Annotated in this window: 27 protein-coding genes; 8 read left to right on the top strand and 19 right to left on the bottom strand. The window is 36.9% G+C overall.

The window, feature by feature from the left end; genetic code table 11:
• Positions 1-410: 410 nt before the first annotated feature.
• Positions 411-1,046, bottom strand: a complete 636-nt coding sequence (locus B4A24_RS07150; protein WP_293943941.1) for an MgtC/SapB family protein — start codon at positions 1,044-1,046, stop codon at positions 411-413.
• 615 nt (positions 1,047-1,661) lie between these two features.
• Complete coding sequence (locus tag B4A24_RS07155; protein WP_293943943.1) at positions 1,662-2,408, bottom strand: SDR family oxidoreductase; 747 nt, start codon at positions 2,406-2,408, stop codon at positions 1,662-1,664.
• Between the two features lie 106 nt (positions 2,409-2,514).
• Between B4A24_RS07155 and B4A24_RS07160 the strand changes: the two genes are divergently transcribed.
• From B4A24_RS07160 to B4A24_RS07170, 3 genes are all read left to right on the top strand, one after another.
• Positions 2,515-2,853 carry a winged helix-turn-helix transcriptional regulator gene (locus B4A24_RS07160; protein ID WP_293943945.1) on the top strand — a complete coding sequence of 113 codons (339 nt, stop codon included), beginning with the start codon at positions 2,515-2,517 and terminating at the stop codon, positions 2,851-2,853.
• Between the two features lie 423 nt (positions 2,854-3,276).
• A complete protein-coding gene (locus tag B4A24_RS07165; protein ID WP_293943947.1) occupies positions 3,277-3,732 on the top strand; it encodes a GNAT family N-acetyltransferase in 456 nt (151 codons plus the stop codon).
• Positions 3,733-3,976: 244 nt separating this feature from the next.
• Positions 3,977-4,426 (top strand): DinB family protein, encoded by a 450-nt coding sequence (locus tag B4A24_RS07170; protein ID WP_293943949.1) that lies wholly within the window; start codon positions 3,977-3,979, stop codon positions 4,424-4,426.
• 33 nt (positions 4,427-4,459) lie between these two features.
• Here the strand turns inward: B4A24_RS07170 and B4A24_RS07175 are convergent, their stop codons facing one another.
• The 4 genes from B4A24_RS07175 to B4A24_RS07190 all read right to left on the bottom strand — a co-directional run bounded on the left by B4A24_RS07175 (position 4,460) and on the right by B4A24_RS07190 (position 8,946).
• Positions 4,460-4,921 (bottom strand): FAD-dependent oxidoreductase, encoded by a 462-nt coding sequence (locus B4A24_RS07175; protein WP_293943951.1) that lies wholly within the window; start codon positions 4,919-4,921, stop codon positions 4,460-4,462.
• Between the two features lie 490 nt (positions 4,922-5,411).
• Entirely contained in the window at positions 5,412-6,827 is a 1,416-nt protein-coding gene (locus B4A24_RS07180) for an amino acid racemase (RefSeq protein WP_293943953.1), read from the bottom strand.
• Between the two features lie 260 nt (positions 6,828-7,087).
• Positions 7,088-8,005 (bottom strand): helix-turn-helix domain-containing protein, encoded by a 918-nt coding sequence (locus tag B4A24_RS07185; protein WP_293943955.1) that lies wholly within the window; start codon positions 8,003-8,005, stop codon positions 7,088-7,090.
• A 38-nt stretch (positions 8,006-8,043) separates the two neighbouring features.
• Entirely contained in the window at positions 8,044-8,946 is a 903-nt protein-coding gene (locus tag B4A24_RS07190; protein ID WP_293943956.1) for an SDR family oxidoreductase, read from the bottom strand.
• 340 nt (positions 8,947-9,286) lie between these two features.
• On the opposite strand from B4A24_RS07190, the gene B4A24_RS07195 reads away from it, so the two are divergent.
• Positions 9,287-10,195 (top strand): SMP-30/gluconolactonase/LRE family protein, encoded by a 909-nt coding sequence (locus B4A24_RS07195; protein ID WP_293943957.1) that lies wholly within the window; start codon positions 9,287-9,289, stop codon positions 10,193-10,195.
• A 183-nt stretch (positions 10,196-10,378) separates the two neighbouring features.
• The gene (locus B4A24_RS07200) at positions 10,379-10,891 is read left to right on the top strand and encodes a ClbS/DfsB family four-helix bundle protein (protein WP_293943958.1); all 513 of its coding nucleotides are present in this window, start codon (positions 10,379-10,381) and stop codon (positions 10,889-10,891) included.
• A 107-nt stretch (positions 10,892-10,998) separates the two neighbouring features.
• Here the strand turns inward: B4A24_RS07200 and B4A24_RS07205 are convergent, their stop codons facing one another.
• From B4A24_RS07205 to B4A24_RS07235, 7 genes are all read right to left on the bottom strand, one after another.
• Positions 10,999-11,286, bottom strand: coding sequence for a hypothetical protein (locus tag B4A24_RS07205; protein WP_293943959.1), 288 nt, complete (start codon positions 11,284-11,286; stop codon positions 10,999-11,001).
• A gap of 65 nt (positions 11,287-11,351) precedes the next feature.
• Positions 11,352-11,810 carry a YybH family protein gene (locus B4A24_RS07210; protein WP_293943960.1) on the bottom strand — a complete coding sequence of 153 codons (459 nt, stop codon included), beginning with the start codon at positions 11,808-11,810 and terminating at the stop codon, positions 11,352-11,354.
• A gap of 148 nt (positions 11,811-11,958) precedes the next feature.
• Positions 11,959-12,303, bottom strand: a complete 345-nt coding sequence (locus B4A24_RS07215) for an MmcQ/YjbR family DNA-binding protein (RefSeq protein ID WP_293943961.1) — start codon at positions 12,301-12,303, stop codon at positions 11,959-11,961.
• A gap of 134 nt (positions 12,304-12,437) precedes the next feature.
• On the bottom strand, positions 12,438-12,818 hold the full coding sequence (locus B4A24_RS07220) for an MmcQ/YjbR family DNA-binding protein (RefSeq protein WP_293943962.1): 381 nt from the start codon (positions 12,816-12,818) through the stop codon (positions 12,438-12,440).
• 117 nt (positions 12,819-12,935) lie between these two features.
• Complete coding sequence (locus tag B4A24_RS07225; protein ID WP_293943963.1) at positions 12,936-13,808, bottom strand: helix-turn-helix domain-containing protein; 873 nt, start codon at positions 13,806-13,808, stop codon at positions 12,936-12,938.
• Between the two features lie 577 nt (positions 13,809-14,385).
• A complete protein-coding gene (locus tag B4A24_RS07230) occupies positions 14,386-14,829 on the bottom strand; it encodes a nuclear transport factor 2 family protein (RefSeq protein ID WP_293943964.1) in 444 nt (147 codons plus the stop codon).
• Between the two features lie 26 nt (positions 14,830-14,855).
• Positions 14,856-15,860 (bottom strand): hypothetical protein, encoded by a 1,005-nt coding sequence (locus tag B4A24_RS07235; RefSeq protein ID WP_293943966.1) that lies wholly within the window; start codon positions 15,858-15,860, stop codon positions 14,856-14,858.
• A 102-nt stretch (positions 15,861-15,962) separates the two neighbouring features.
• Between B4A24_RS07235 and B4A24_RS07240 the strand changes: the two genes are divergently transcribed.
• Positions 15,963-16,529 carry a TetR/AcrR family transcriptional regulator gene (locus tag B4A24_RS07240; RefSeq protein WP_286861442.1) on the top strand — a complete coding sequence of 189 codons (567 nt, stop codon included), beginning with the start codon at positions 15,963-15,965 and terminating at the stop codon, positions 16,527-16,529.
• A gap of 317 nt (positions 16,530-16,846) precedes the next feature.
• Here B4A24_RS07240 and B4A24_RS07245 read toward each other — a convergent pair whose 3' ends face one another.
• The 4 genes from B4A24_RS07245 to B4A24_RS07260 form a co-directional block, all read right to left on the bottom strand.
• Positions 16,847-18,319 (bottom strand): WG repeat-containing protein, encoded by a 1,473-nt coding sequence (locus B4A24_RS07245; protein ID WP_293943970.1) that lies wholly within the window; start codon positions 18,317-18,319, stop codon positions 16,847-16,849.
• A 157-nt stretch (positions 18,320-18,476) separates the two neighbouring features.
• Positions 18,477-18,665: a hypothetical protein gene (locus B4A24_RS07250; protein WP_293943972.1), complete on the bottom strand. Its 189-nt coding sequence runs from the start codon at positions 18,663-18,665 to the stop codon at positions 18,477-18,479.
• A 70-nt stretch (positions 18,666-18,735) separates the two neighbouring features.
• Entirely contained in the window at positions 18,736-20,157 is a 1,422-nt protein-coding gene (locus tag B4A24_RS07255; protein WP_293943974.1) for an MFS transporter, read from the bottom strand.
• Positions 20,158-20,198: 41 nt separating this feature from the next.
• Positions 20,199-21,239, bottom strand: a complete 1,041-nt coding sequence (locus B4A24_RS07260) for a bifunctional transcriptional activator/DNA repair enzyme AdaA (RefSeq protein WP_293943975.1) — start codon at positions 21,237-21,239, stop codon at positions 20,199-20,201.
• Between the two features lie 229 nt (positions 21,240-21,468).
• Here B4A24_RS07260 and B4A24_RS07265 point away from each other — a divergent pair, with 229 nt between their 5' ends.
• Together B4A24_RS07265 and B4A24_RS07270 are read left to right on the top strand one after the other, a co-directional pair.
• Positions 21,469-22,302: a helix-turn-helix domain-containing protein gene (locus tag B4A24_RS07265; protein ID WP_293943976.1), complete on the top strand. Its 834-nt coding sequence runs from the start codon at positions 21,469-21,471 to the stop codon at positions 22,300-22,302.
• A 59-nt stretch (positions 22,303-22,361) separates the two neighbouring features.
• Positions 22,362-22,919, top strand: coding sequence for a DUF417 family protein (locus tag B4A24_RS07270; protein WP_293943977.1), 558 nt, complete (start codon positions 22,362-22,364; stop codon positions 22,917-22,919).
• Between the two features lie 143 nt (positions 22,920-23,062).
• Here B4A24_RS07270 and B4A24_RS07275 read toward each other — a convergent pair whose 3' ends face one another.
• Together B4A24_RS07275 and B4A24_RS07280 are read right to left on the bottom strand one after the other, a co-directional pair.
• Complete coding sequence (locus tag B4A24_RS07275) at positions 23,063-23,200, bottom strand: hypothetical protein (protein WP_293943978.1); 138 nt, start codon at positions 23,198-23,200, stop codon at positions 23,063-23,065.
• A gap of 311 nt (positions 23,201-23,511) precedes the next feature.
• The gene (locus tag B4A24_RS07280; RefSeq protein WP_293943979.1) at positions 23,512-24,354 is read right to left on the bottom strand and encodes a hypothetical protein; all 843 of its coding nucleotides are present in this window, start codon (positions 24,352-24,354) and stop codon (positions 23,512-23,514) included.
• Positions 24,355-24,540 lie beyond the last annotated feature (186 nt).

Consider the following 24,540-nt stretch of genomic DNA (forward strand, 5'->3'; position numbering starts at 1 on the left):
TGTTAGCCGGCCTTAAATTGGCTATTTCAGCCGCAGCATACTCACTTCGCTATCTTTCCAATAAAATTGAACAAAGTAAATAAAACTATAAGTATTATATTGAATAGATAGTAGCCAAGCCCCAGTTATGTATTGGCATCGTGCATTTTTTAGAAATGTCCTTAATTGTTTTAGCTGACTCATTCGTTTTGGTTTTCCAGCCATCAGTGATCCAAATTGTTTGATCATTAAGTAACAGGAACTACTCGCAAAGGGGTCAGCATGCTCCAGCGCAATGAACTGAAAAATGAATTTAGGGGTCAACATGAGCCAGTATGGTAGTCGAATGAGTTTGAAACGCACTAGACCTCCCTAAATCTAATTCAAGTTTGAAGGGTCTGTATGCTTTAGTATATCCGGACTGAATGAATTTAAGAAAAACTGATGATTTCCGGTCGCGTAGCAAGTGTTTCGCTCATCTCTACCAGAAGCTCTTTTTTACCAGATACTTTAAATATTACTATCAAATGATCGTCGTCTTTAGCAATTTCCATACGTTCTAAAATAAGCCCCTTTGTCTGTAAAACACTTTCGAGATTTCCAATCTGATGGAAGTTGGGGTCTCGAAAAGTTACACTCAAGAACTGCTCCTTTTGTAATTGCGCAATTATTCGCTCTACCCTCGTAACCATTAACAAAACTCCAAGTGTAATAAGTGTCAGACAAAGTGCTAAGGCATGGTAACCTATACCCGCTGTCATTCCAATTGCCGCCGAAGTCCAGATTACGGCAGCAGTTGTCAAACCATGTACTGAAATTTTATCTTTAAAAATGACACCAGCACCAATAAAACCAATCCCTGTTATGATATTTGCTGAAATTCGGTCGTCTGTTTGTGCTCCATGCTGAGAGACTATCGTAAAAATGGTCGACCCGAGTGAAATTAAAATTATTGTACGAAAACCGGCAGACTTATTTTTGTATTCACGCTCAAAACCGATTGCCCCTCCACATAATATTGAGACAACCATCGCGACCATATCCTTAATTTCTACAGTAAAATCCATTAGTAAAATGCGCTAAAATTATTTGTTGCTATTGGAGCTTGTTGCTCATTTTGAAAATATTATTTCGAAAATCTATCTATTATGCAAAATGTAGGGATGTTCGGTTTTCTTGACCGTACTGTTCCAGAGATTCATTTCGATACAAACTAGATTTGCCATATAGTATCTTCCACCATCATCGCTAGCCTTTTAACTTCTAGGTCCATCCGTTTGATTATTTGTTTTAGAACAACTGCCGAATTGAAAAAGATTGGCAATTCCTTTTTTGAAGGTAAAATTTTTGGGTTTTAGAATGTAGACCTTTTTATCTCTTTTCATTTTCTTAACGGTTCGTATAACCGTTTCAACCCGTAATCCAGTCATGTTCGCAATCTGTTGAACACAAATACCGACAAACGAAATAAACATAATGAAGAGATGACCGCTCAAGAACGTCGGAGTATCGATAATAAATCTTCATTTTTTAAAGGAAAAAACGACGGTGCTAGCAAATTCTTGAAAAAAGCATCCTATACCTAAGGAATATCTTCAGAGATAGGTTGGTTGTGGAATTTGCATTAGTGCTGGAAGCTTTTCATGCTTCCAGCAGTTGCATTCCAAAAAATAAAGCGTGAATTATAAAACCATGCCGCCGTCCATAATGATTTCCGTTCCGGTCATGAAGCTTGCCACATTGTTATCTGACAGGTAAATAACAGCTTTGGCAACATCTTCCGCAGTTCCCATTTTTTGTAAAGGGATTTCGTTGATTAACCATTCATTAAGACCTTCCAATGTTTTTTCGTCCAATCCTGCTTTGGTCATAATTTCCGTTTTTGTCGGCCCCGGACTTACTAAATTCACTCTGATTTTTCTAGGTGCTAATTCTGCAGCAGCGGTTTTTGCAATGGAATTCAATGCTGCTTTGCTTGCCTGGTAAATCGAACTATTTGGTTTAAACGTCGTCGCAACGTTGGATGAAAGGAACACCACTGAACCTCCATCGTTCAATAGAGGAATAAATTTGCTTAAGGTAAAATAAGCTCCTCTGAAATTAATGCCCATTACGTTGTCGAAATTTTCGGCGCTCATATTTTCGATCGGGCCTAAAGTTCCGGTGACCCCTGCATTAATAAACAGGATGTCAACTTTTCCGAATTGCTTTTCAACTTCAGTTTTGAAATGTTCAATGTCGTCCAATTTTCCCTGATCGGCCACAAAAGAAATAGCTCCTAACTCTTGCGCGGCCTTTTCGATGGCTTCTTTGCGTCTTCCGGTGATAATTACTTTCGCTCCCTCTGCGATCAACTCTTTTGCGGTTGCATATCCTATTCCGCTGTTTCCACCTGTGACGATGGCTAATTTGTTATTCAACTTATTCATTTCTTTTGATTTTTTTTTTCAAAGTTATAGGAGTATTGATATACTTTTGTTATCAGTATAACGGAGTATACCAGTATCATCAGTTATATCAATTAACTTTGCAATTATGGAAAGAGATCAGACAGAAGAACTTAGAGCTTTGCAGGATACCCTTTATTTCATTGGAGGAAAGTGGAGAATTCCTGTCATTAATTCGCTTTGCAACGGCAACAGACGTTTTCGCGAAATTGAAAGAAGTATCCCTGGAATTACAACAAGAATGCTTTCAAAAGAACTCAAAGATATGGAATTAAATAAGTTGGTTAAACGAACTGTTTATCCTGAAACTCCTGTTTTAATTGAATATGAACCCACTGAATATTGCAGGACTTTCGGGAATATTATTTCGGAAATGATTATTTGGGGCAGAGAACATCGAAGAATGATTGTGGAGGATAAGATTTAATATCACTTTTTCTGTGTTACAATTGTTCAATAAAAATTGTAAGTTATGCCCCAAATGCAAAAGTCGTAGCTTTCTTCCAGCTACAAAAAGCAGATAGTTTTCTTGCAAGTTATGAAATTGTAATCACAGAATCAGTACCGAAGAAAAAGAGTGCCTTAAATTTGTCTGTCTGGCAATTGTGACCTACTACATCAACGCACAATGCGAGCGGTTGATTATTGTACCCATATTTTCTTGTTTAGCTCTTCTGGCTGTTTATTAAACAAGCGAAGCGAAATCATCTTTTATCCCAATTTATCATAGAATATTTCTTTGGTCAATTTGTCACAGAGCGCGACATTATAAAAATAAGGACGCTCTGTCACACGGGATTTATTAGAACTTATGATAGTTTCCGCCTTATATTTTTAAATTTGCGAACACATGATATCGAATATCAAATACAGACCTGCATTAAAGAGTGACCTAGAGTTCCTATTGGATCTCAGGATACAGACGATGAATGCACATTTAACAGCAAGCTCTTTACCAGTCTCTGACGAAGCTCATTTGCAAAGAATTGACTATCAATTTGAACACGCCTTAATAATTGAGATAGATAAACGTGCTATAGGGCTATTAAAAATAGAGCGGCAACAGGATAATATTGAGCTGATACAAATTCAGATAGCGGCCTCCTATCGGAGCAAAGGTATCGGTAGGAGAATATTAAATGATTTGATAGAAGAAGCTATTGAATCCGAAAAAACGATAACATTGAGTGTCCTAAAGACCAATAAAGCTAAAAATCTATATTCTGATGTTGGTTTCAAGATTGTTGGCGAAACTGAAAGCGCCTACTTGATGCTGTTTGAGAACTGTAACTGGAGTCTAACATAGATATGATCAAAGTGTAAATTAAATTATTCTTTATTTCCAGTTCCTATACTTAGCTAATTCCCTTATAATTTTACGGAGTTAGTTGACTGTGGATAATAGATATTTTTATTTATATTTTTATCGTTATCCAATATAAATACTTACCTTTAAACTAACTCATTGATAAACAGAACAAGATAAATGTGCTTTTTATTAGCGTATCAAAATTATATTCAATAAATAATATGATTAAAGACAAAAAAAAATGATAAATGACGCTATTCAATCCTTGGAAAGTTATTTAGTTCAATTTCCTTTGATTTTAAAGAGATTAGAGTTATCAGATTTAGAATATAAGCAATCCATAGATAAATGGAGCAAAAAGGAGATTTTGGGACATCTAATTGATAGTGCAACGAATAATCTGACAAGATTCATCACCGGACAATTTCAAGATAATCCTATCGTACTGTATGACCAAGTCAGTTGGTGTACAGCCAACTATTATCAGAAAGCAGATCTTGGTCATATGATCGCGTTGTGGGAATGCTTAAACCGACAACTTTTGTTCATATGTAATCAGTTAACACCAGAAATTTTATCAAGGAAGGTCAATGGAAACACATTGGAATTTCTGATCAATGATTACATTTCACATTTTGAACATCATTTGCGACAAATTACTGCTAAAAAATATGGAATCGACGAAATGTAAAAAGAAAAAGAAGTACCCTTAAGGTACTTCTAGCTATGGTTTATTAGAGTTCAGCATGTTAACTAATTCTTGTACAGACTTATGAGTTTGTGAGGCAAAATCTTTTATTCCATCAACTGTTTCCTTGCACAGAGGCGCAGCCCTTTCAAACATGATATCTTCATAGGCTGAAATAGCTTCTTTGAGGTTGGTATGATCTCCGCTGGTAAGGCATTCACATAGATCCAAAGCGTCCAGCATGGCCAGATTGATGCCCTCACCATTGGGTGGCATCAAATGGGCTGCATCGCCGATAAGAGTCGTATTATTTTTAGTAGCCCACCGACGCGCTAAGGGAAAATAGTTTAACGGACGCCAGGTGAAATGTTCACTGGCTTCAAAAAGCGTAAAGAAGGCTGGATTCCAATTTGCAAAATGTTTTTTTAAATATATATTCACCTCTTCGGTACTACTGAAATCAATACCGCTGGATATGTCCCAATTTTCCGAATACATCGAGGCTGCGTAAAAGGTGAAACCGCCATCACTCTGCCCAATCCACTATCAACTCTTCAAACAATGAAATACATAACTCTTTCCCGTATACGTACTATACGTGTAGAGGGAAAATTCCTATCAAAAAACTAAAGGTCAAAGTTGACCTAGGAGATTCGGATGAGCAGATCGCGCATGGCGAAAAGCTGTTCGAAATATTGACCAATAAAAAATCCTATGCTGCCATATTGAATTATATGTCCAAGATTGGATATGAATTAGTCAATACTTCCGATTTAACTGATAACTATAATGGATTGGGAGGGACTTCGGGTATTAATGGCTTTAATTGAGAGAAAAATGAAAAGATAAACTTCAAAAACTGAGAATTAAACGTCGATTATAAAATAACAAAAGCGACTTACGAAAAAACAGCATTTGGAGGAAGTCAAGTACGAGAACAACAACTGCGATCTATTCTGCGGTTAATGACTGCACGCTTGGCTAAGGTTTAAGTTGCCACACTTACGATTTTCCTTGCCAAGACCAGTGTTGGATCAATCAAAGGTATTTTTTGACTACCTTTTATTATATCACTTTCATTTGGAAAGATTAATGGAAGTTCAGTACAACCAAGTATAACGACCTCTGCACCTTTCTTAATGACAAAATCCGCAGATTTTAAAATATTTTTCCTGCAATTTCCATCGGTATATCCTGCTTTCACACCATCTTTTCCGTAGATACTCTCCATTACATATCCCTGGTTTTTTTCATCCGGCACAATGATCTTTAAGCCAAATGCTTTCAGTACATCGTGATAAACTTCGCTCTGTATAGTACCACTGGTTGCCAACAGGCCGACTTTAATTTTTCCGCCATAGTGTTCCTTTATATATTCTACTGTTGTAGTAAGCATATTAATAATGGGAATATTCAGATGTTCCTGAATGCTGTTTACAAATGCATGGGCCGTATTACATGGAATAGCGATAGCATCTGCCCCCTCTGCCTCCAAACGTTTGCAGGTAGAAAACATCGCTATTGTAGGATCTGTTTCATGATACACGAGATTTGCTGTTCTGTCGGGAATCTGTGGGTTTTGCTCGACAACCATTTTTATGTGTTCCTGGTCGTTCTTCGCAGGCGTGTTCTTTATTATTTTATTCATGAAGTCCACCGTTGCCGAGGGGCCAACCCCGCCCAAAATGCCTAATTTAAAAGCCTTTTTGGGGTTGCTATTTTTATTCACTAAAGCATAATCTGCATAAATCTGGTTCACGTCAACAATAGGCATACCCCTTTTCCACAACTGTTCGACAATAAGGGAAAGCTCTGTAATACCTGGTAAAATAATATCACAGCCCAGTTTGTTCAATTCTACACAAGCTTCATAAACGTATTCCAGCGCAAGGCCATCAAAATAGCCGTTTTTGATGCCTAGTTCTCCGTAAATAGCTTCCATCAGTTGTTCTTGCTGCGTTGGAAATAATAGGTCGTAATCCTTAAAATAACTATTCAACAGTTGATTAGCTTTAACATAGTCAGATGTGAGTATACCTATTTTTGCTCCCTTGCCAACTTTGGATGAGACATAATTTGAAAGAGCTTCAAATATGTTCACAATAGGAATTGAAATTTCCTTTTGAAGTTCGTCTAAAAAAGAATGACAGGCAAAACAGGGCAATAATACACTTGTTACTCCTTTATTTTCAAAATTCTTACAAACATTATATGTATAATACTTTCGGGATTTTATATCTTCCTCCTGATATAAAGGTGAATTTATCTGACTGTAGGGTTGCTGTTCAAAAATAAAATGATAACTCAACTGGTTTTTTAAAACCTGTTGATTTTTGAGCAATTTGAAAAACAAATCACCTCCAGATAACGTACCTAATCCCCCGATAACAGCTATTCTTTCCACTATTGCATCTAAAAAATGTTATTACAAATTTACTGTTTTAAGATTTAATATTATTAGGATGCAAACAGAAGATTTGCGACAGTGGAACTAAGATTGCGCGTGTTGGCTCAATTACATTGCAGTTTCCAAACCGTAGCAATAAATTCCATCCACCAGTCAAGATAAATAAACTTGTCTATGTTAGTCGATTTGCCCTGCGTTAAAAATGTTTGTGAGATATTACACACTTGTTCATGAGATATTCAGTCAGCCAATTTTTATCAATTAAAGGATTTACGAAATTCCATAGGGGAAATATTGGTTTTGGCCTTAAACAGTTTATTGAATGATTGAGAATGTTCAAAGCCTAGCTCGTAAGCGATCATACTTATGGTAAGTTCCGTTGTAGAAAGCTTCTCTTTGGCTTTTTCGATTACCTTCTCGTGGATGATCTGTTGCGTGGTTTGCCCTGTCAACGATTTGAGCAAACTCCGCATATATTGGGTTGACATATTTAGCTTTTCGGACAGCAGCTGTACCGTCGGCAACCCATTCCGTAGGATATGTTCTCCTTCGAAATATTCATTAAGAAAGATCTCCAGCGTTTCCAAAAACTGATGACTAGCCTTCTTGCGTGTTATAAATTGACGCTGATAAAAACGCTGGGAATAATTTAGCAGGGTCTCCAATTGCGAGATGATAATGTTCTGGCTGAACTGGTCGATATTGCTCTGATATTCCTGCTTGATGTTTTCGATAATCTGCTGCATTTTTAGTTCCTCGTCTTCTGATAGGAACAGCGCTTCGTTAACTGAGTAATCAAAAAATTCATATCTTTTGATCGAAGTGGAAAGTGACGTGTTCCAGAGAAAATCCGGATGGATCATCAGCATCCATCCGGAAGGATTCTTTCCTTGTTCATCGCGTATTACACTTAACACCTGATGCGGTGCCATACAAAACATCACACCTTCGTCAAAATCGTAATCCTTCTGCCCGTACCTGTACTTGTGGTCCATATCACGTTTTACCGAAATCATATAAAAATCAAACAGCAGGCTCTGTTTTCCGACCTTGGTATGCTCAGTCATATCTTCAAAATTGATCACGCTGATCAGCGGATGCTTTGGCGCTGGCAATCCTCGTAGTTTATGAAACTCGGAAATGGTCTTTAATCTTAACGGTTTGTTATAGGACATGATGTTACGGATTAAATGTATAGGTACAAAAATACAAATTATCGATGCTCAGAAAAATAATACGGACCTTTTAAATCTTCCAGTAAAGTTGGATGAACCGGGTTCCAGTCCAAAGCCTTCTTTGTCTGCGCACTAGAGCTTTGATTATCCAGCTTTGCAAAATGTGTAAACCAGGAAAAGTGCTGTTCGGCATCCTGAGGGGTTAAGGAAGCTAAAGGTATACTGAGACGTTCGGCAATCTCAGCAGCCACCTTTTTGAGCTGAATTCCCTCTTCGGCTACAGCATGATATCTGGTTCCTTTTTCAAATGGTTTTTCCAGAGCCAAACGGTAAAGCCTTGCAGCATCCAAACGGTGAACAGCTGGCCAGTGGTTATTTCCATCATTGATGATGGCTGAAATGCCTTTTTCCTTTGCTATTTTTATGAACAGTGGAACAAAACCTATTTTATCGCCATTACCGTGCACCGAAGGAGATAATCTGATAACAGCAACATTTATACCTCTGGCAACCTGTTCGTCCGCTGCATTTTCAGTAGCAATCCTTGGATGCGGGTGATTAACACTGCGATCTTTCTCGGTAGTAATTCCATCTTTTGAAAACAGCGCAGTGCCAGAAGTGATCAGAAAGGGTTTTTCAGTTCCGTTCAGTGCATCACCGATAGCTCCGATCACTTCACCATCTAAAATGCACATCTCCTGAAAACGCCCAAAATCGTGTACAAATCCCAGATGGATAACAGCGTCAGAAAGCCTGGCTCCTGACTTTAGGCTTTCAAAATCTGTCAGATCGCCGCGGTGCGCCTCTGCTCCTGCCTCAATTAATTTCATTACTGATTCTTCCGATCTTGCCAGTCCCAAAACCTGATAACCGGCATTCAATAATTCCTGTACTACGGCTGTTCCGACGAAACCTGTAGCGCCTGTAACAAATACTTTCATGTTGAGTTTTATTTATAAAGTAAAGTTCAGACTCAAGGGGCTGAAAAATGTAGCCAAAAGTGACTTTATTGTAGCCACATCTATCATAGCACATAAGACTTGTAGCTCATCAACAGAACTAACAGGTAGTTCATAAGTCTCTCTGTCGGTATCAGCGGTATGCGGCGGAAATCAAATTCAGAATAGCGATATGTATCAACTAATGAAGACGGCTAGCGGTAATATTTTCAGGTCTTTATAAAATTATATATATTGGGCTTGAAATAGAGACTATTCATACTTAAATACCATTCCTTGATTTTTTTTTGGATAAACGATAATTTAGTTAATTACTTTTACTATGCTACATTTATTTAATTCCAGCAGGTACTATCCTGCATTCTTGCTAATATTACTCTTCTCATTAAGGGTCTTAGATGTAAGGGCACAATTGTTTAATCAGGACAGCCTGAAATTAATATCTCGGCAGTTTGCCTTTACAGAAGGGCCGGCAGTGGACAAGGACGGGAATATCTATTTTACGGACCAGCCCAATAACAAGATCTGGAAATACAACACGGAAGGTCATCTTTCTCTTTTTAAAGATTCAGCCGGCCGTGCAAACGGATTGTACTTTAACCATCGCGGTCAGCTACTTGCCTGCGCAGACGAAAAAAACGAAATTTGGTCGATAAGTAATGATGGCAAAGTTACGGTCCTGCTGTCAGATGTAGATGGAAGGAAACTGAATGGTCCAAATGATCTTTGGGTAGATAAGAAAGGTGGAATTTACTTTACAGACCCCTATTATCAGCGTCACTACTGGACCAGAAAAAAACCAGAGATAGAAGGGCAAAAAGTTTATTACCTCCCTCCAGGAAAAGGTAAAAAGCCAATTGTAGTGGCTGATGATGTAGCTAAACCTAACGGCATTGTGGGATCGCCCGATGGAAAATACCTATATGTAGCGGATAGGGTGCGAAATAAAACTTACAGGTATACTATTGAATCTAACGGTAAGCTCAGCGAACAGAAGGCGGTCATAGACCAAGGCTCTGATGGGATGACATTGGACAATCGGGGAAATGTTTACCTTACGGGGAAAGGTGTTTCTATCTATAGTCAGATAGGCGTACTGATAGGACATATTGAGGTAAATGAACCATGGACATCGAATGTCTGTTTTGGTGGCAAAGATCGAACTGATCTATTTATCACAGCTTCAACAGCAATTTATTGCCTCCCAATGCGTACAAAGGGAGTTGATTAAATTGCCTGTCTTCAGCAGTTGGCTTAAACGGCAATTTAGTAAGCTCTTCTGACTATATGAACAGTTTCGCATTTAACTACATCAAAAGAGAGATGATTTTAACATAGTTCTAGCCCTTGTAGAAAAATAAATAACCTCTTTAATAGATTTTGTAAATTTGGTAAAAATCTATTTCGCCCGAGTATGGCTGTACCAGTTAATAAAGAAGAATTACAACAAGCTATTGAAACGAATTACAACAAGCTGAAAAATGAATTATCGACCATTCCTGTTGAGTTAACTACCGTCACTGATTTAGAAGGACATGCAAAAGATACTACAATGAGTATCAATAACCTTGTTTCTTATTTGATTGGATGGGGAGAATTGGTGCTTAAATGGAATCGGAAAAAAGATAATAATGAGCCAGTGGATTTTCCTGAAACAGGTTATAAATGGAATGAACTTGGCAAGTTGGCGCATAAATTTTACAAAGATTATGAAGGCGTTAACTTCAATACATTATGTAGTAAATTAGATGAAACTGTTTCTAAAATCCTTAATCTAATCGAGCAAAAATCTAATACTGAATTATATGAGGTTTATTGGTATGAGAAATGGACTTTGGGAAGAATGACTCAGTTTAACACATCTTCGCCTTACACCAATGCAAGAGGGAGAATTCGTAAGTGGAAAAAAGAACATAACATCAAATAAAAATCTTACCCAAATGGACAGGATTTAAAAACTATTATCCAGTTGGACGACCGTTTGCATATTTATCGACATTGGTAACTATTAATAAAAGCTTTTTCATGGATCACTTATTTTACTACCTTAAAATTCGCACTATCGGATGATTTGGATTTTGGGACACGACAAATCACAGCTTCAAGTTCGCCGGATTCAATTTCTTTCAACACCATTTCGGCCATCTTTCTTCTCACTCTTCCTTCTCTTCCCACAGGTGAAAAAGCAGTTTCTTCTGTCAATATCCGATCATCCTGGGGATACATATAGGTGTTGTCAAAAAATACGAGCTTTGTATGGTTATTCTTACAGGCCAATTTACTCCGGAATATGCACCAATCTTCTGACTCTCCTGAGATCACTTTCTATATTTGTAAACTGATGAAGAAACAGAAAATTTCAAGCAAGAGCAGTTACTTTTAAAAGATTATACCACTTCTTTGGCTGCACTGAAATCCATATCCATGGGACGGATAAATGACCAGGTGGAATGGACAACCTTCCAAATATCACCTTCCTTTTGATAAATTTCAATACAGTTGTAATGCATATCGATCAGTGAGGTATCTGCATGCAATTGATATGTCAACACGGCCATATCACCTCCAAACTGAACTCTCGGATTTTCAAATTCGTAACTTTTTGCATAAAGTTTCCCATCAATTACAGATTTTACAAACGCTGAAATTTCTTCGTGGGTGTCAATACGGTGATCAAAGACCCCATCGAAATAAGAAAAATTGTTCTCAGACCAAAGTTCTATATAACCTGAGCTATCTCCGTTAAACCATTTGTCTAATGCGCCTTTCTCTAACGCTATGATCTGTTCGGCAAGTTGCTGCTCCTGATCGCTATATCGCCAGGATGGATTGTTGTTTGTTTGCATTTTAATTTTCTTTTTAAATTGTTATTAATTTGTTCTATAAATACACATCAGAGATAGAAAAGTTGTTAGGACACGTACCATTGTTCATAAACAGCGAAAAGAACTAACAGCGGTCAAGTATCTGTTTGAAGGTGTGAACGGCATTGCATTATCTTTTTAACCCCTCACTGACAAGGTCATATGATTCTCGGATCATTTTTTTAAGAAGCCGATCTGGAACATCTTCATAAAACCTTATGCTGATCCAATATTTGGAACTGAGATTAAAGGGTTTGTCGACTGCGTGGTATTGCTCTTTAAGGTTATCAATGGTATCTGTATTACATTTTATCGTACAAGACTCGAACTTATCGATATCTACCATGCAGAACATCTTCTTATCTATATAAAACACGAGAATAGAACGTGAATTACGAAAAAAACCATTAAATGGCATTCCTTCGTAGCTATTTGGCATTGATAAACAATACATTCTAAATTCCTCAATGTCCATAATGATCAAAATTTACCAAACTGTGCCAATGCAGATAATATCCAGAACCCAGTAATGAGGTTATCATTCTAAGATAAAACCAGACTCGATTGTGACTTTCGACTTTAACGTAATAATATTTCTATTAAAAATAGCTACTTTGATAAATTTTCCAATTCCTCCCTTTGCTTTTTTGTCAGACCGTCAACAATCAACTGGTATGATTTTTCTACCAGTGACTCGATTTTCTTTTTGGGAACATCTTTATTGAAATAAACACTGATCCAATGCTCTTTGTTCATATGATATCCTGGTTTAATCCCCTCATATTCTTGCTGAAGTTCTTTTGATTCATCAGGGGCACACTTGAGATCACAAAAATCGAATTCATCTATGTTCACAAAACAAAACCATTTTTCCATAACACTGAAAGTCATAATACTTTTATCATATTCTGATTTTGACTTCTCAAAAGGTAAGTTATCCTGAGCTCCCTTAAACGAAAGGCAATAGTCTCTGAAATCCTGTATATTCATAACTATAAATTTTTAGAATCATAAGAATGTGCAAAATTTTCATTTTAATCTCACAGTACAAAGATAAGCAGAACATTAACCGGTCAGAAAGATAAAAGAGGATAAAAATATCACTTTTCAGGAATTAATTTTGCGTCTGTAATCGAGGGGTGTAGAACCTGTATTCTTAGTGAAAAACCGAATAAAATATGAAGATGAGTTAAAATGCAGCTTGTCTGCTATTTCGGAAATGGATTGAGAAGTATACAGCAAAAGGCGACATGACTCTTGTACAATTTTTTGGTCAATGTATTTCTTTGGAGAGATACCTAACGCTTGCCGTACGATCTTATTGAGATAATTGGAAGTGATACAAATTTGATCGGCATAATGGCCAATGTTCCGGTTCTCAATATAATTTGTTTTGACCAGGTCGACGAAAGTCTTCAAATGTCTGCTTTCAGTATTGTCAGTTATTGCCGGTTTATCCTCTGGAATCGAAGTACTGCGATTGAGCAGAATGAGCAGTTCATAAAGCATAGCGCGAAGCAAATGCTGGTCTCTTTCACACACTACATTAATTTCATCTTTGATCTGGGAGAGTAGGTTAATGACCTTATCAAAAAGCATCTTCTCAAACAACAGCATTGAAGAAGCTCTATCTGGGCTCAGGTAGGGAAAGTTTTGTAAAAAATAAGGATCGTTAAAAAATGAAAGAAGAAACTGTTCTTCGAAGACAAGAACATAGCCATTAAGCTTTGTTTGAGGATTCCATTGCCAGATATCACCGGGAATGGAACATATGGCAGTGGAAGGTTTGGCTTCAGATTCATTGCCATTGACACATACTATCTCACTTCCTTCCGTAACAAAGGTAATATCATAATAGGTTAATCTGTGAATGGGATTTTTTAAAATGTTATCTTTAATAGATTGAAGAGAAATGACATCTATAAGAAGTTCTTTTCCATATTTTTTTTTGTAGAAATTATATAGATATATGTCTTTCATTCCTGACTTTAATTTTTAAATTCACTTGCCAAGTTACGCCGTGGTCAGGTTATGGACTATAACATCACATCGACGGCAGCTTTATAATACCTTATTAAAAAGTTTAATTTACAATCGTGTCATAAAGGTCGTTAATTTGAATAATAAAGATGTAAATATAAAGTATTACCCCTAATAAGTCCAAAGAAAGACAGTAAGATAATTTTCGTTAGGAAGTTGGTGTTTTTTGTACTGTCAATCCAAGCAAAGTGCTTCATCAACGGCCTCACTCCAATTTACGGAAGGAACATTAGAGTTCTTTGTGTAACAAACAAGCCAAACAGATTGTTCTGACTGATGATTTTTTCCCGACCATTGTCTCCAATCTGTTTGGCATTTAGGACAATATCTTACTTAAAGATTATGGATGCAAACTTAATACTGAAGAGTGACTGTAGTGTGTCAGTGGTGATATAATTTAAAATGCAAAACGGGTTCTTGGTTTTAAAGATTCCCAATTGGAATACCCCCCCCAACCCTACAGCTTCTCCGGATTTCCTAGCCGAATTGAACACGCTGTCAACATCACACTTATGTTTTAAACTTGCTTCTTTTCGATGACAAATGCCTTCAACTCCGCTATTTTCCCATTCTCGAATCGCCATATATCACAATAATCAAAATATTCGTATCTCCCGATCTTGTTTTTTAATCTGATTTCACCCGTAACCGTAACAAAATTATCCTCTTCGATAGCCTTTTCCACATTAAAAACAGGTGGTTCCCGATAAAATTCTTTCATATAAGCTCGGACTTCTTCTTTCCCATTAAGGGTACGTTCTCCTACGAATACCCATTTGGTGTCCAAGGTACAGTAATCTAGAAAACTTTCATAATCGCCATTTGATACAAATTCATTGGCTTTGTGCAGAATTGTCGTGTTATTCATTTTTGTATGTTGTTTTAAATGATTGTTCTTTGTCTGGGCGCTAAAAGTGGATGTGGCAAGAAATAGTACGATAATGATTAATGATTTTTTCATAATAAAAATTAAACCGATAAGATGGCTTAAAAGTTCTCTTCAATAATTTGTATTCCGAATTCTGATAAACGGCTGATAATGTTCTCCGATAAGATCATAGTTTCAGGAAGATAAAGACCTCCGGTTTTCTGTCCAGATTGTCCTTTAAGACCTAAGATCTTCTCAGCAATTAAATATACACCGACAGCAGTAAGATGAGAATTTCCTTTAGGACCGGAGACTATCGTTCGAAGTTTCTTCCTTTCACCTGATAATGAGAGCCCCGCCATCTCAATATATAAATCGTGTGAGGCTGTCAAACCTCTATTGCTACCTATCGATTCCCCGACAGCGAAATCAAATCGAATATCGTAGGCATTCGTAAAAGCGGCGATACTGGGAACATCCAAGGCACTCATGGGATGACCTATTACCGACGAATCATCGTAAAGATGAAGGACTCTTGTATTTTCTTTTGAATCCACATACAGCCAATTTCCATCCTGGCGGATCAATGCCTGACCTATAAAACCGGTGACCTCTTCTGCAACTAGTGGTCCCACGGGATCCTTTTCATCATACAATCCTGCAGTTTCGACACGCGTAATTCGGCTAAATCGAGAAGACAATTCCTTTACAACAAGTGTCAGTAATCCCGCTTGCCAATGCCCGGCAAATACTATAGGCGCAGAAATTGTTTTATGCAAACTGAGAAATGCAGTAGTAGAAATCTGATTAGCCAATTCGCTTACAGTTATACAGGCAATGCCGTTCAATATAGCTGTTTCCCTTAAAATATTGCTGTGATCATCCAACGCTGATATTATAAGATCAATTTTTTGAAACTCAGCTAAAGTAAATCCTTCCTCCAGATTGATATAGGCAGTTTCGGCGGAAGTTAATTCTTTGGCCAGCAGTTCACCTTTCTGAGGATTTCTACCCGCAAGAATAAGTTCAATTGTGCTGTCTGCCTCTCTGATTATACGTGCTACGTTGGTCCCTACCTGTCCGTACCCGCCAACAATCAGAATTCTTTTTTTCTGTGATTCCATAATAATATACATCAATATTTTTAGGTCAAATGACCTAATACAAATGTAGGTCATTTGACCTAAATAAAAAAATATTTTAATATTTATTGTTAAATTTACCAGATGGACAAAAAAGAAGAGCGGTTAAATCAGATCTTATCGACAACAATAACTTTACTTATCAAGGAAGGAGCGGAAAACCTATCTATGAGGAAAGTAGCAAAAAATGCTAATTTGTCTCTGAGCAATCTACAGTACTACTACAAGGATAAAGATCTCCTTTTGATTGCCACAGTGGAATTTTACTTTGAAAGTTGCAAGAAAGAACTCACTAAAGCCATCAAACTTTTAACAGCCGAGAATATGCCGGATAAAGATGTTTTCTTGGAAAAGGTATTGAGTATGTTACTCATTGATGGCAGATCCAATCATCAAACTTTGATGTTTCAAGAGATATGGACTTTGGCATCCAGAAATAAGGAACTGCAAAACGCTGTGGAAACCTATTATAAAACGTACTGCTTGTGGATGATAGATCTAGTTGCTGCATTTTGCAGCAAACCTGAGGAGATTGTAAGTTTTCTAATTCCATTTGTAGAAGGCTATACCATTGTAAATAACGTTATTCCTTTAACCAAGGAAAAAGTAATTGAGATGATGGTAAAACTTATCTCAATCATTGAGAGGTAGACTAATAAATTCTATTAACTATCCAACATAGAACTTTATGGTAGAATCTTGCATCCACTCAAGAAATTTTTGAAGAATACGAATTTTTGATAAGATTCTGAATAGCGAATAATCTGAAACTCGTCTATTATCAGAACATTCTTCTTACCGCGGAAACTGATTGAACTACTACAATCAAATACTTAAGTTATTCATAATCGCTAGCCCGTAATGGAGATTTATAGGGATATTTCCCATACATAACAAAATAAGGAGCGAGTATTGTTTTTGGCAATGCTTCGCTTATAAGCTGTTCTGATGGCTATTCAACATCAACCTTACAATATTTTATCTGTTGGCTCAAAATTTGATATTTCGTCGTATTTAGGCCTAACCACTACGTCGCCTTTTAGATTGACAAGCCCTATTTTGAAAGGATATAAGTTTTCGTTGCTATTACTGAGTTGGCGAAATTGGATTAAACCAAATTGGTACGACATGTATTTTCGGCCTTTGTTTTGGCTAGCATTAAAAGGTATTTGTTTGTTTAAACCGACAAGTTCCAATGGTTCGCCTTCGGCATTTATTAGGGCAAACAAGCCATTTCCCAGGTTCGAAAGCCCCTTATCCTCTTTTTCAAAGGATAAAATCTTCTTTCCTTGGGGAGTAATAATTTGGGTTTCATTTGGATTTTTAATGCTAATAGCCAAAAGATGTTTACTGTCTAAAAGTACGAGCTGTTTCCAATTGTAACCCAGTACAAATTCTCCCTTGGTATTAATCAAGGCGTGGTCCAGTTCCCCATCGTCTTTATTGTCGAACCTGGCTACTACCGCCATACCCTCATAAAATTCGGTCGCTTTGGCAAGCCCTACCTTCACCAGCTCTTTTCCGTTTGTATTGACATAGCCATAGTTGGGATAAAACTCCTTAAAATTATTATCTTCCTTATAAACCATAACCCTGGCTAAGCCATTGTTAAAGCTTGAAATCTCTTTATAAATTGGTGGCGTGATCATTTGGCCCTTGGTATTCATTAGTCCAAGGAGCAACTCTCCTTCTGGCAGCCAAAAGCTGAACAAGCCATTCGAAAAAGTATCATCTATATCATATCTGGCATCTGTAACCATTTCTCCTTTCAGATTAATGATCCTGCCAATGCTGTTTTTATTATACTTTTTGGAAGTATATTTCTCCCACACCTGCGCAAACCCATTTTCAAAGGCTTTTGCATTTACGTATTGAAGCTTAATCACTTCTTCACCTTTTAAATTGATATAGCCATAAAGTCCATTTTTAGCTACTACTGCTAGTCCTTGTGAAAAATGTCCTATCTTATCGTACACAGGCTGTACCACTATTTTCCCGCTGGTATTGATAAAGCCCCATTTACCATTTATCTCAACGCCCGCAATTCCTTCACTAAAAAAAGTGGTATTCGTAAACTGAACAGGAATAACCAGTGCTCCCGATGTATCGCAATAACCCCATTTGCCCCTTTCCTCCCTTTCTATATCAACGGTTTTGTATTCTTCATTACGCTTGACAGAATCTTTTGGGTTTACGTTCGATGGCGAAACCAACAACACTGGAGCGGTATCAGGCACATATTTACCTATATTTACGGGCACAAGGTTATTGCCCCAGGAACCGGCATCGTCATAAACAGGAGAAATTACCTCATGACCAAAAGCATCAATAAATCCACATTTTCCATCTAGGCGAACCAAGGCCAAGTGCTTTTTTTCTTTTTGTGCAAAGGAGACCGTATAAAAGCCGATCAATAGCAATAACAACGATGTAAATTTCATATAAGAAGTTTTTATAGAAATTAAATCTACTTAATTTATCCGTTCCTTCCAATCGTAGTCAAACGAACAGCTTGCGCCCCTTATTTCTCGTCAAAGACAAACCCCTAAATTGACATATTTTTATTTACCCACATTTTTATAAGGCTGGAAAATAGTGTTAGGCTTTCTTTTCGCTGGCAAAAATTCCAGTGGGGCTGATCACCACCTTAAGTTCGCCTGCAGTTACATTGAAATCTAAGGCGTTATCCCGTCGCTGCGGCAGATCTATAAATTTTCCCGTGTCTTCTACCCGGATCATCAATCTTCCGGAAATACCAGCCGTCCAAGAACAATAGAGTGATAACACGGTCTTCTTTTGTGGTAAGCTACTTCTTAAGTTTTATCTATATGTTGTGCTTTGAGCGACTTCGATCGTTTTATTCTAATGTATGTAAGGTTGCATTTTCAGATTTATAAGAATGAGGTAGTTTTGATAACATGCACCACACAATGATCAGAAAAATAATACCCACCAACAACCCTACTTGTAGAGCAAAAAGATAGTTGTTTTTGAAGTATTCATGCTCTAAAATTGAATAAAAAATTCCACCTATGATACTTATTCCTAATGCAGAAGCAGTCTGTTGAAATGTAGAAAATATTCCCGAAGCAGCACCTGCATCTTTTTCTTCAATATTATCTAAAACCACATTTAATAGAAATGGAAGAACTAAACCGTTGCCTAATCCATAAATTCCTATCAAGAGCATAGAAATGAATGGTTGGTCTTTGTGCGAAAAGAATATCATTTGTAAAATAAAGGATATTAAAATGATAGACAGCCCCAATTGCAGAACACGCTTGCCATATCGAGGGAGGAGTTTACCTGCAAAGACCGATGAAACCATAAATAAAATAGCATGGGGAATAAAATAAATACCACAGGCTAAGGCTGATATGCCCAACCCACTTTGTAAATAAACAGCAACAATCAATAAATAAGCTGTGTGAAGCATAAAATGAAACAGTACAGCATACAAGCCTACTTTAAAATCTTTTAATTTAAATAAAGAAATATCAACTAAAGGGTCTTGTTTGCGTGCCAGTTTCCTTTGTTGAATAATTATAAAGCTAGCCAAAAATATGATGGACAAAACAATTAACGTATAGAACCACCACGGAAATCCATTTTGTCTGCCTTCAGTCAAAGCATAGATGATACAAGCCAATCCGATTGTTAAATACAAAGCTCCTTTGTAATCAAACCTTACTTTTTTCAATGTTGGTGTGTCGGTCAGATAAAAATGTATCGCTAACAAAGACAATATGCCAACAGGGAAATTAATGAAAAATATTAATCGCCACCCTTCGATTATGAAATGTGTCTCTGCTAAATATCCTCCTAAAACTTGTCCAATAATGGCAGCTATGCTTAATGTTATACCATACCACCCAATTGCAACTGCTCTTTCCTTACTATCTGTGAACAAAACTTGAATTAATGAAATAGACTGAGTTACCATAAATGCGGAACTAACTCCTTGAAAAAAACGTGCAATATTTAATTGTGTCGCATTTTGGCATAATCCGCAAATGCAAGATGTGATTGTAAATGCCAGCATTCCCCAAAAGAAAACTCTCTTTTTACCTAGAAAGTCGCCAGCTCGTCCGCTAGTTATCAAAAAGCAGGCACTTCCCAACAAATATGAGGCTATTACTAATTGTATTTCACCATCAGAAGCGTGTAGATTTGTCTTGATGGTCGGAATTGCGATATTGATAATAAAGATATCAATTACGTATAGCAAAGGTGCAGTAAGCACTACACAAAGTGCAAACCACTTGTTAACAGTTTTCATAAGAACAAAAGATTAGGATTGTAAATTGATGAAGGGAGCCTCTAGGATTTTTTGCTTTCCAATTCCAAAAGCCATTTTTTACGCCAAATACCACCTCCATAGCCTGTCAGACTTCCATCTGTCCCAACGACACGATGACAGGGTATTATGATTGAAATTTTATTCAATCCGTTAGCATTAGCTACCGCTCGGACAGCATCTGTGCTGCCTATAGCAATTGCCTGTTGCTTGTAGGTTTTAGTTTCGCCATAGGGAATATCTTTGAGAGCTTCCCACACCCTGTTTTGGAAGTCCGTTCCGGCGCTATATAGAGGTACTGTAAATTCTTGACGATTTCCTTCAAAGTACTCTTTAAGTTCCTTTTCCAGCAAAGTAAAATGGGAGTTGTCCCCCTGCACGATCGTTGCGTTCAATGTTTTTGCTAAATTTTTAAACTCTGTTTCCAGCATTTTCCGATCTGTAAACTCGAGTAGACATATCCCTTGAGTTACAGCACAGGCATACATTGTACCTAGGGGAGTTTCTATTCTTTTTAGATCAATTATATTTTGTTGCATGCTATTTTTAGGAGAAACTCCGAAAATATGCTTAAAAGAATCCCCAAAGCCGCTAAGTGATTCGTATCCTGAGTTAAAAGCGACATCTGTTACTGATTCACCGTTTTGGATCTTTTTAAATGCTGAATTTATCCGGTACATTCGCTGATAGGCGTGAAATGTCATACCGTGATTTTTTAAAAACCAGCGTCTCAACTGATGTGGCTCGACACCACGCTGGCGCAAATCGTAGTCCTTAAATTTTAAGCTTGGATCTGCGGATAACTCGGAGATAATCTTTTTGATATAGGAAGGCGTCTCGCTCAACATTTCAAGCGGATGACACACCTTACATGCCCGATATCCGCGAAGGATACATTCCTTAGTCGACCTAAAGAATTCGATATTGTCAGGTTTCGGTTTTCTTGCGGTACAAGATGGCCGACAAAAAATACCTGTTGTCCTCACGGCAGTAAAAAACACGCCTTCATACTTGATATCTCTGTCTAATATTGCCTGATACATTTGCTCAAAACTTAATTCCATAATACAATTACCTATAATTATGGAACAAATTTACCAGTGTTAGAGTCCATCTACAACCGAAAAATTAACAAGTATTTTTTCTCACCTAAAGAATCCGTCGATGTAGATGAATTGGAGTTTTCAAGCAACGTATCTGATGCTGATAATACTGAATTCTTCCTCTAACCAGAAACCTTCAGTCTGAAGTATGGGGAGATTATAATCCAATAAAACTTCATATTTTTACTTTATGCATGCTACTTTACCCTTAGTTGAACGGAGGACTCCTCAGGATTTCAAAAATGTATTTAGTGATTCTTTATATCACATTTGTTTATTCAATGGTAGTGGAAAGATCATTGTTGATTTTGTGGAATATGATTTCGATGGTAGGACCGTATTTTTTTCCTCACCATTCCAGAACATCCAGATCATTAGCGATTCTTACATGGATATTGATGTCCTTAACTTTCACAGCGACTTTTACTGCATCGAGTTTCACAAGAATGAAGTTGCCTGCAATGGACTACTTTTTAACAATATCTACCTTTTCCCCAACTTTCAATTGAGTGAAGAAATATTTAACGAAGTTTCAGAATACTTTTCCAAGATCTTAAAGGTGGATAGCATTGAAAATTTCTCAGCGTCCATTCTCCAGTCTTATTTACAACTTATCCTGGCGATCTGTAGCAAGGAAAAAAACAAATTACTACTTGAACAAAGACCTGTTCACGAAAGTTCTAATGAATTGAAGCTATTTCAGAACCTGGTTGAAACCAATTTCCTTACCAACAGAGATATTACTTTCTATGCAGATCTTATGCATATAGCTCCAAATACGTTGAGCAAAAAAATTAAGTCAATTTTCAATAAGACACCAACCCAGATTATACAGGAACGGGTAATACTTGAGGCGAAGAAACAGATTCACCTTACCCATAAATCCATTAAGGAAGTGGCAGCACAACTAAATTTCACAGATGAATTTCACTTCAGTAAATACTTTAAAAGATATACCGGAGTATCGCCCTCAAGCTTCCGGAAAGAGGTTGGGATTTCTCCTGTTGCAGATTTGAACATGTAATTTCCATAATTGACCATTCCTACCGCAATGCGTTAATCATAACTTTACTAAAAAAAGTTATGATTGATTTATTAGCAAACGCACAAAAACAATTTATCCATTTCCTACGGGTCGCAATTTTTATTGTAATGGCTTGGATCGGTGGCCTAAAGGCCTATCAGTATGAAGCTGAAGGGATCATCCCTTTTGTAGCCAACTCTCCTTTTATGAGTTTTTTTCTCAAGGTAGATGCTTCGGACAAGGATAATTATAAATTGCATAAAAACAAAGAAGGTGAAGTTGTCATCAAGAATATACAATGGCACCAGGCCAATGGAACATATACCTTTTCCTATGCACTGGGAACAGCAATTGTATCCATTGGGTTAATGGTCTTACTGGGTATATTTTACCCAAAAATAGGTATGATTGGTGGAGTCCTAACTGCGGGGATGTCATTGGTAACCCTCTCCTTTCTTGTGACCACACCCGAAGCATGGGTGCCCGATCTTGGAGGATCGATTCATGGGTTTCCAGCTCTTTCAGCAGCAGGCAGGCTTGTTGTTAAAGATGTTATTATGATGGGAGCTGGACTAGTAATAGCATCAGATTCTGCTAAAAGTATAAAAAACAAGTAGGGAGAACCCGTTCAAACATCCCGGACTTTTATACTGAATTTTTTTAGGAAAATCACTAAGGTTCTGGGACGATCCTGAAATTATTGTACTTATTGTATTTCCATATGATCTGTATACTAAAATCTACCGAAACGGGTAAGAGTTTAGTCTGCGAGACTGTAATGTGAACTCTCTTCTTTAAACAAAAGTGGTGTTTTCTTAAATTCACTATTCAAATAATTTAAGTATTGCTCCGCAGGTGTCGTCTTTTTTTTGAAATAGTTTCTTGAACATTTTTTCATTCCTCGTTTTTAACACCAACACTAATAGCCGGCGTGTCGTGAATACAATGAAGTTTCAGCAAGAAATCCAAACGAATTCCCACTTTCAATCGTGTACTCCATATTTTCTGTTCATACCCTTTTTTGAATCTTAAATCCTATATCCATTGTCCTGTTTTCATCTTTGTGTTTTTTATTCGCGATTAAAGAAGATGGTTTGGGTATAACAACTAAAATACCTGACATTTATACGACAAGATTCCCCAAGTAGGCTTTTGTTGAACCTATGATAAATAGCAACAACGCAAAATGAATGAACTTGAATTGAATAGTTAATTCGTATTTATCATTCCGGGGGTTTCGCTCCGTAATTTTTGATCGCTGATAAGGTTTCCTACATTGTCATAGGTGAATACACGCACTTGTCCATTAGCTCGTTTTGACTCCTTTTTTTGTAAAACATCATTTTGATAATATTCCTTTATTTCACTAGCCTCTTCTTTGTAAGAACGTGTTGATAATTTTCCTTTATAATAATAGTCATCATATCGAATATTATTTTTAGTGTATTGCCTATTGTAGAAGCTCCCATCCTCATTAAAGGTCTCATAAATATTGTACCCTTGTTTCTTTTTTTTATTTCCATTGGGATAGAAATCTGTGAAGGTTTCTGTTACCCGGTTAGCTATATGGGCTATGGTACCGTCCTCGTAGTACCTCTTTGAAATACCTATGCCATAATGCTTGTTTTTATTTAAAGACATCCAGCCCTCACTTTTGAGCCTTTGTTCCGTATCAAGGTAATATTCTTTATAATAGGCTTTCTCTGCATCTCGATGTCCTTCGAGGTATAAAAAGCCGCCTTTATATACTGTAAAAGTTTTTGCCTGTGAATTTTCAATTTTGTATTCACTTTTCTCCTCGCGCTTGACTATAAAAACTTTTCCGTTAATAAGACCATTTTTTATGAATATATCGGCATTTTGATTGTCATGTTTAAAAGCGTAAGTTCCATCTTTAAGTACGACGCTTTTTTTAGTCTGCGTATCAATGATGCTGACGTTCCGGAGAAATAATTTATCCAAACTCCCTAATTTAACACTTAATGCGCTAGGCACTTGAGCAAAAGTAAGATTTGCTATTAAAGTTAACAACGTCAACAATTTTATACTCATATTTGCTCCTATTTATATATCACTTTCTTTCAATACTAGCACCACTTTAATGATTTCTTTGCTCTGATTTTTAAGTATCCTTAATTTTTCGGTTCCTATTACTCCATCAAAAAGTAATTCTCATAATTTCTATAATGATTTTTTATTCAAGTGTATACAAAATTAAAATAATAGTGTCATTATATT

The sequence above is a fragment of the Sphingobacterium sp. UBA7249 genome, assembly GCF_002472835.1.
Lineage (GTDB): Bacteria > Bacteroidota > Bacteroidia > Sphingobacteriales > Sphingobacteriaceae > Sphingobacterium > Sphingobacterium prati.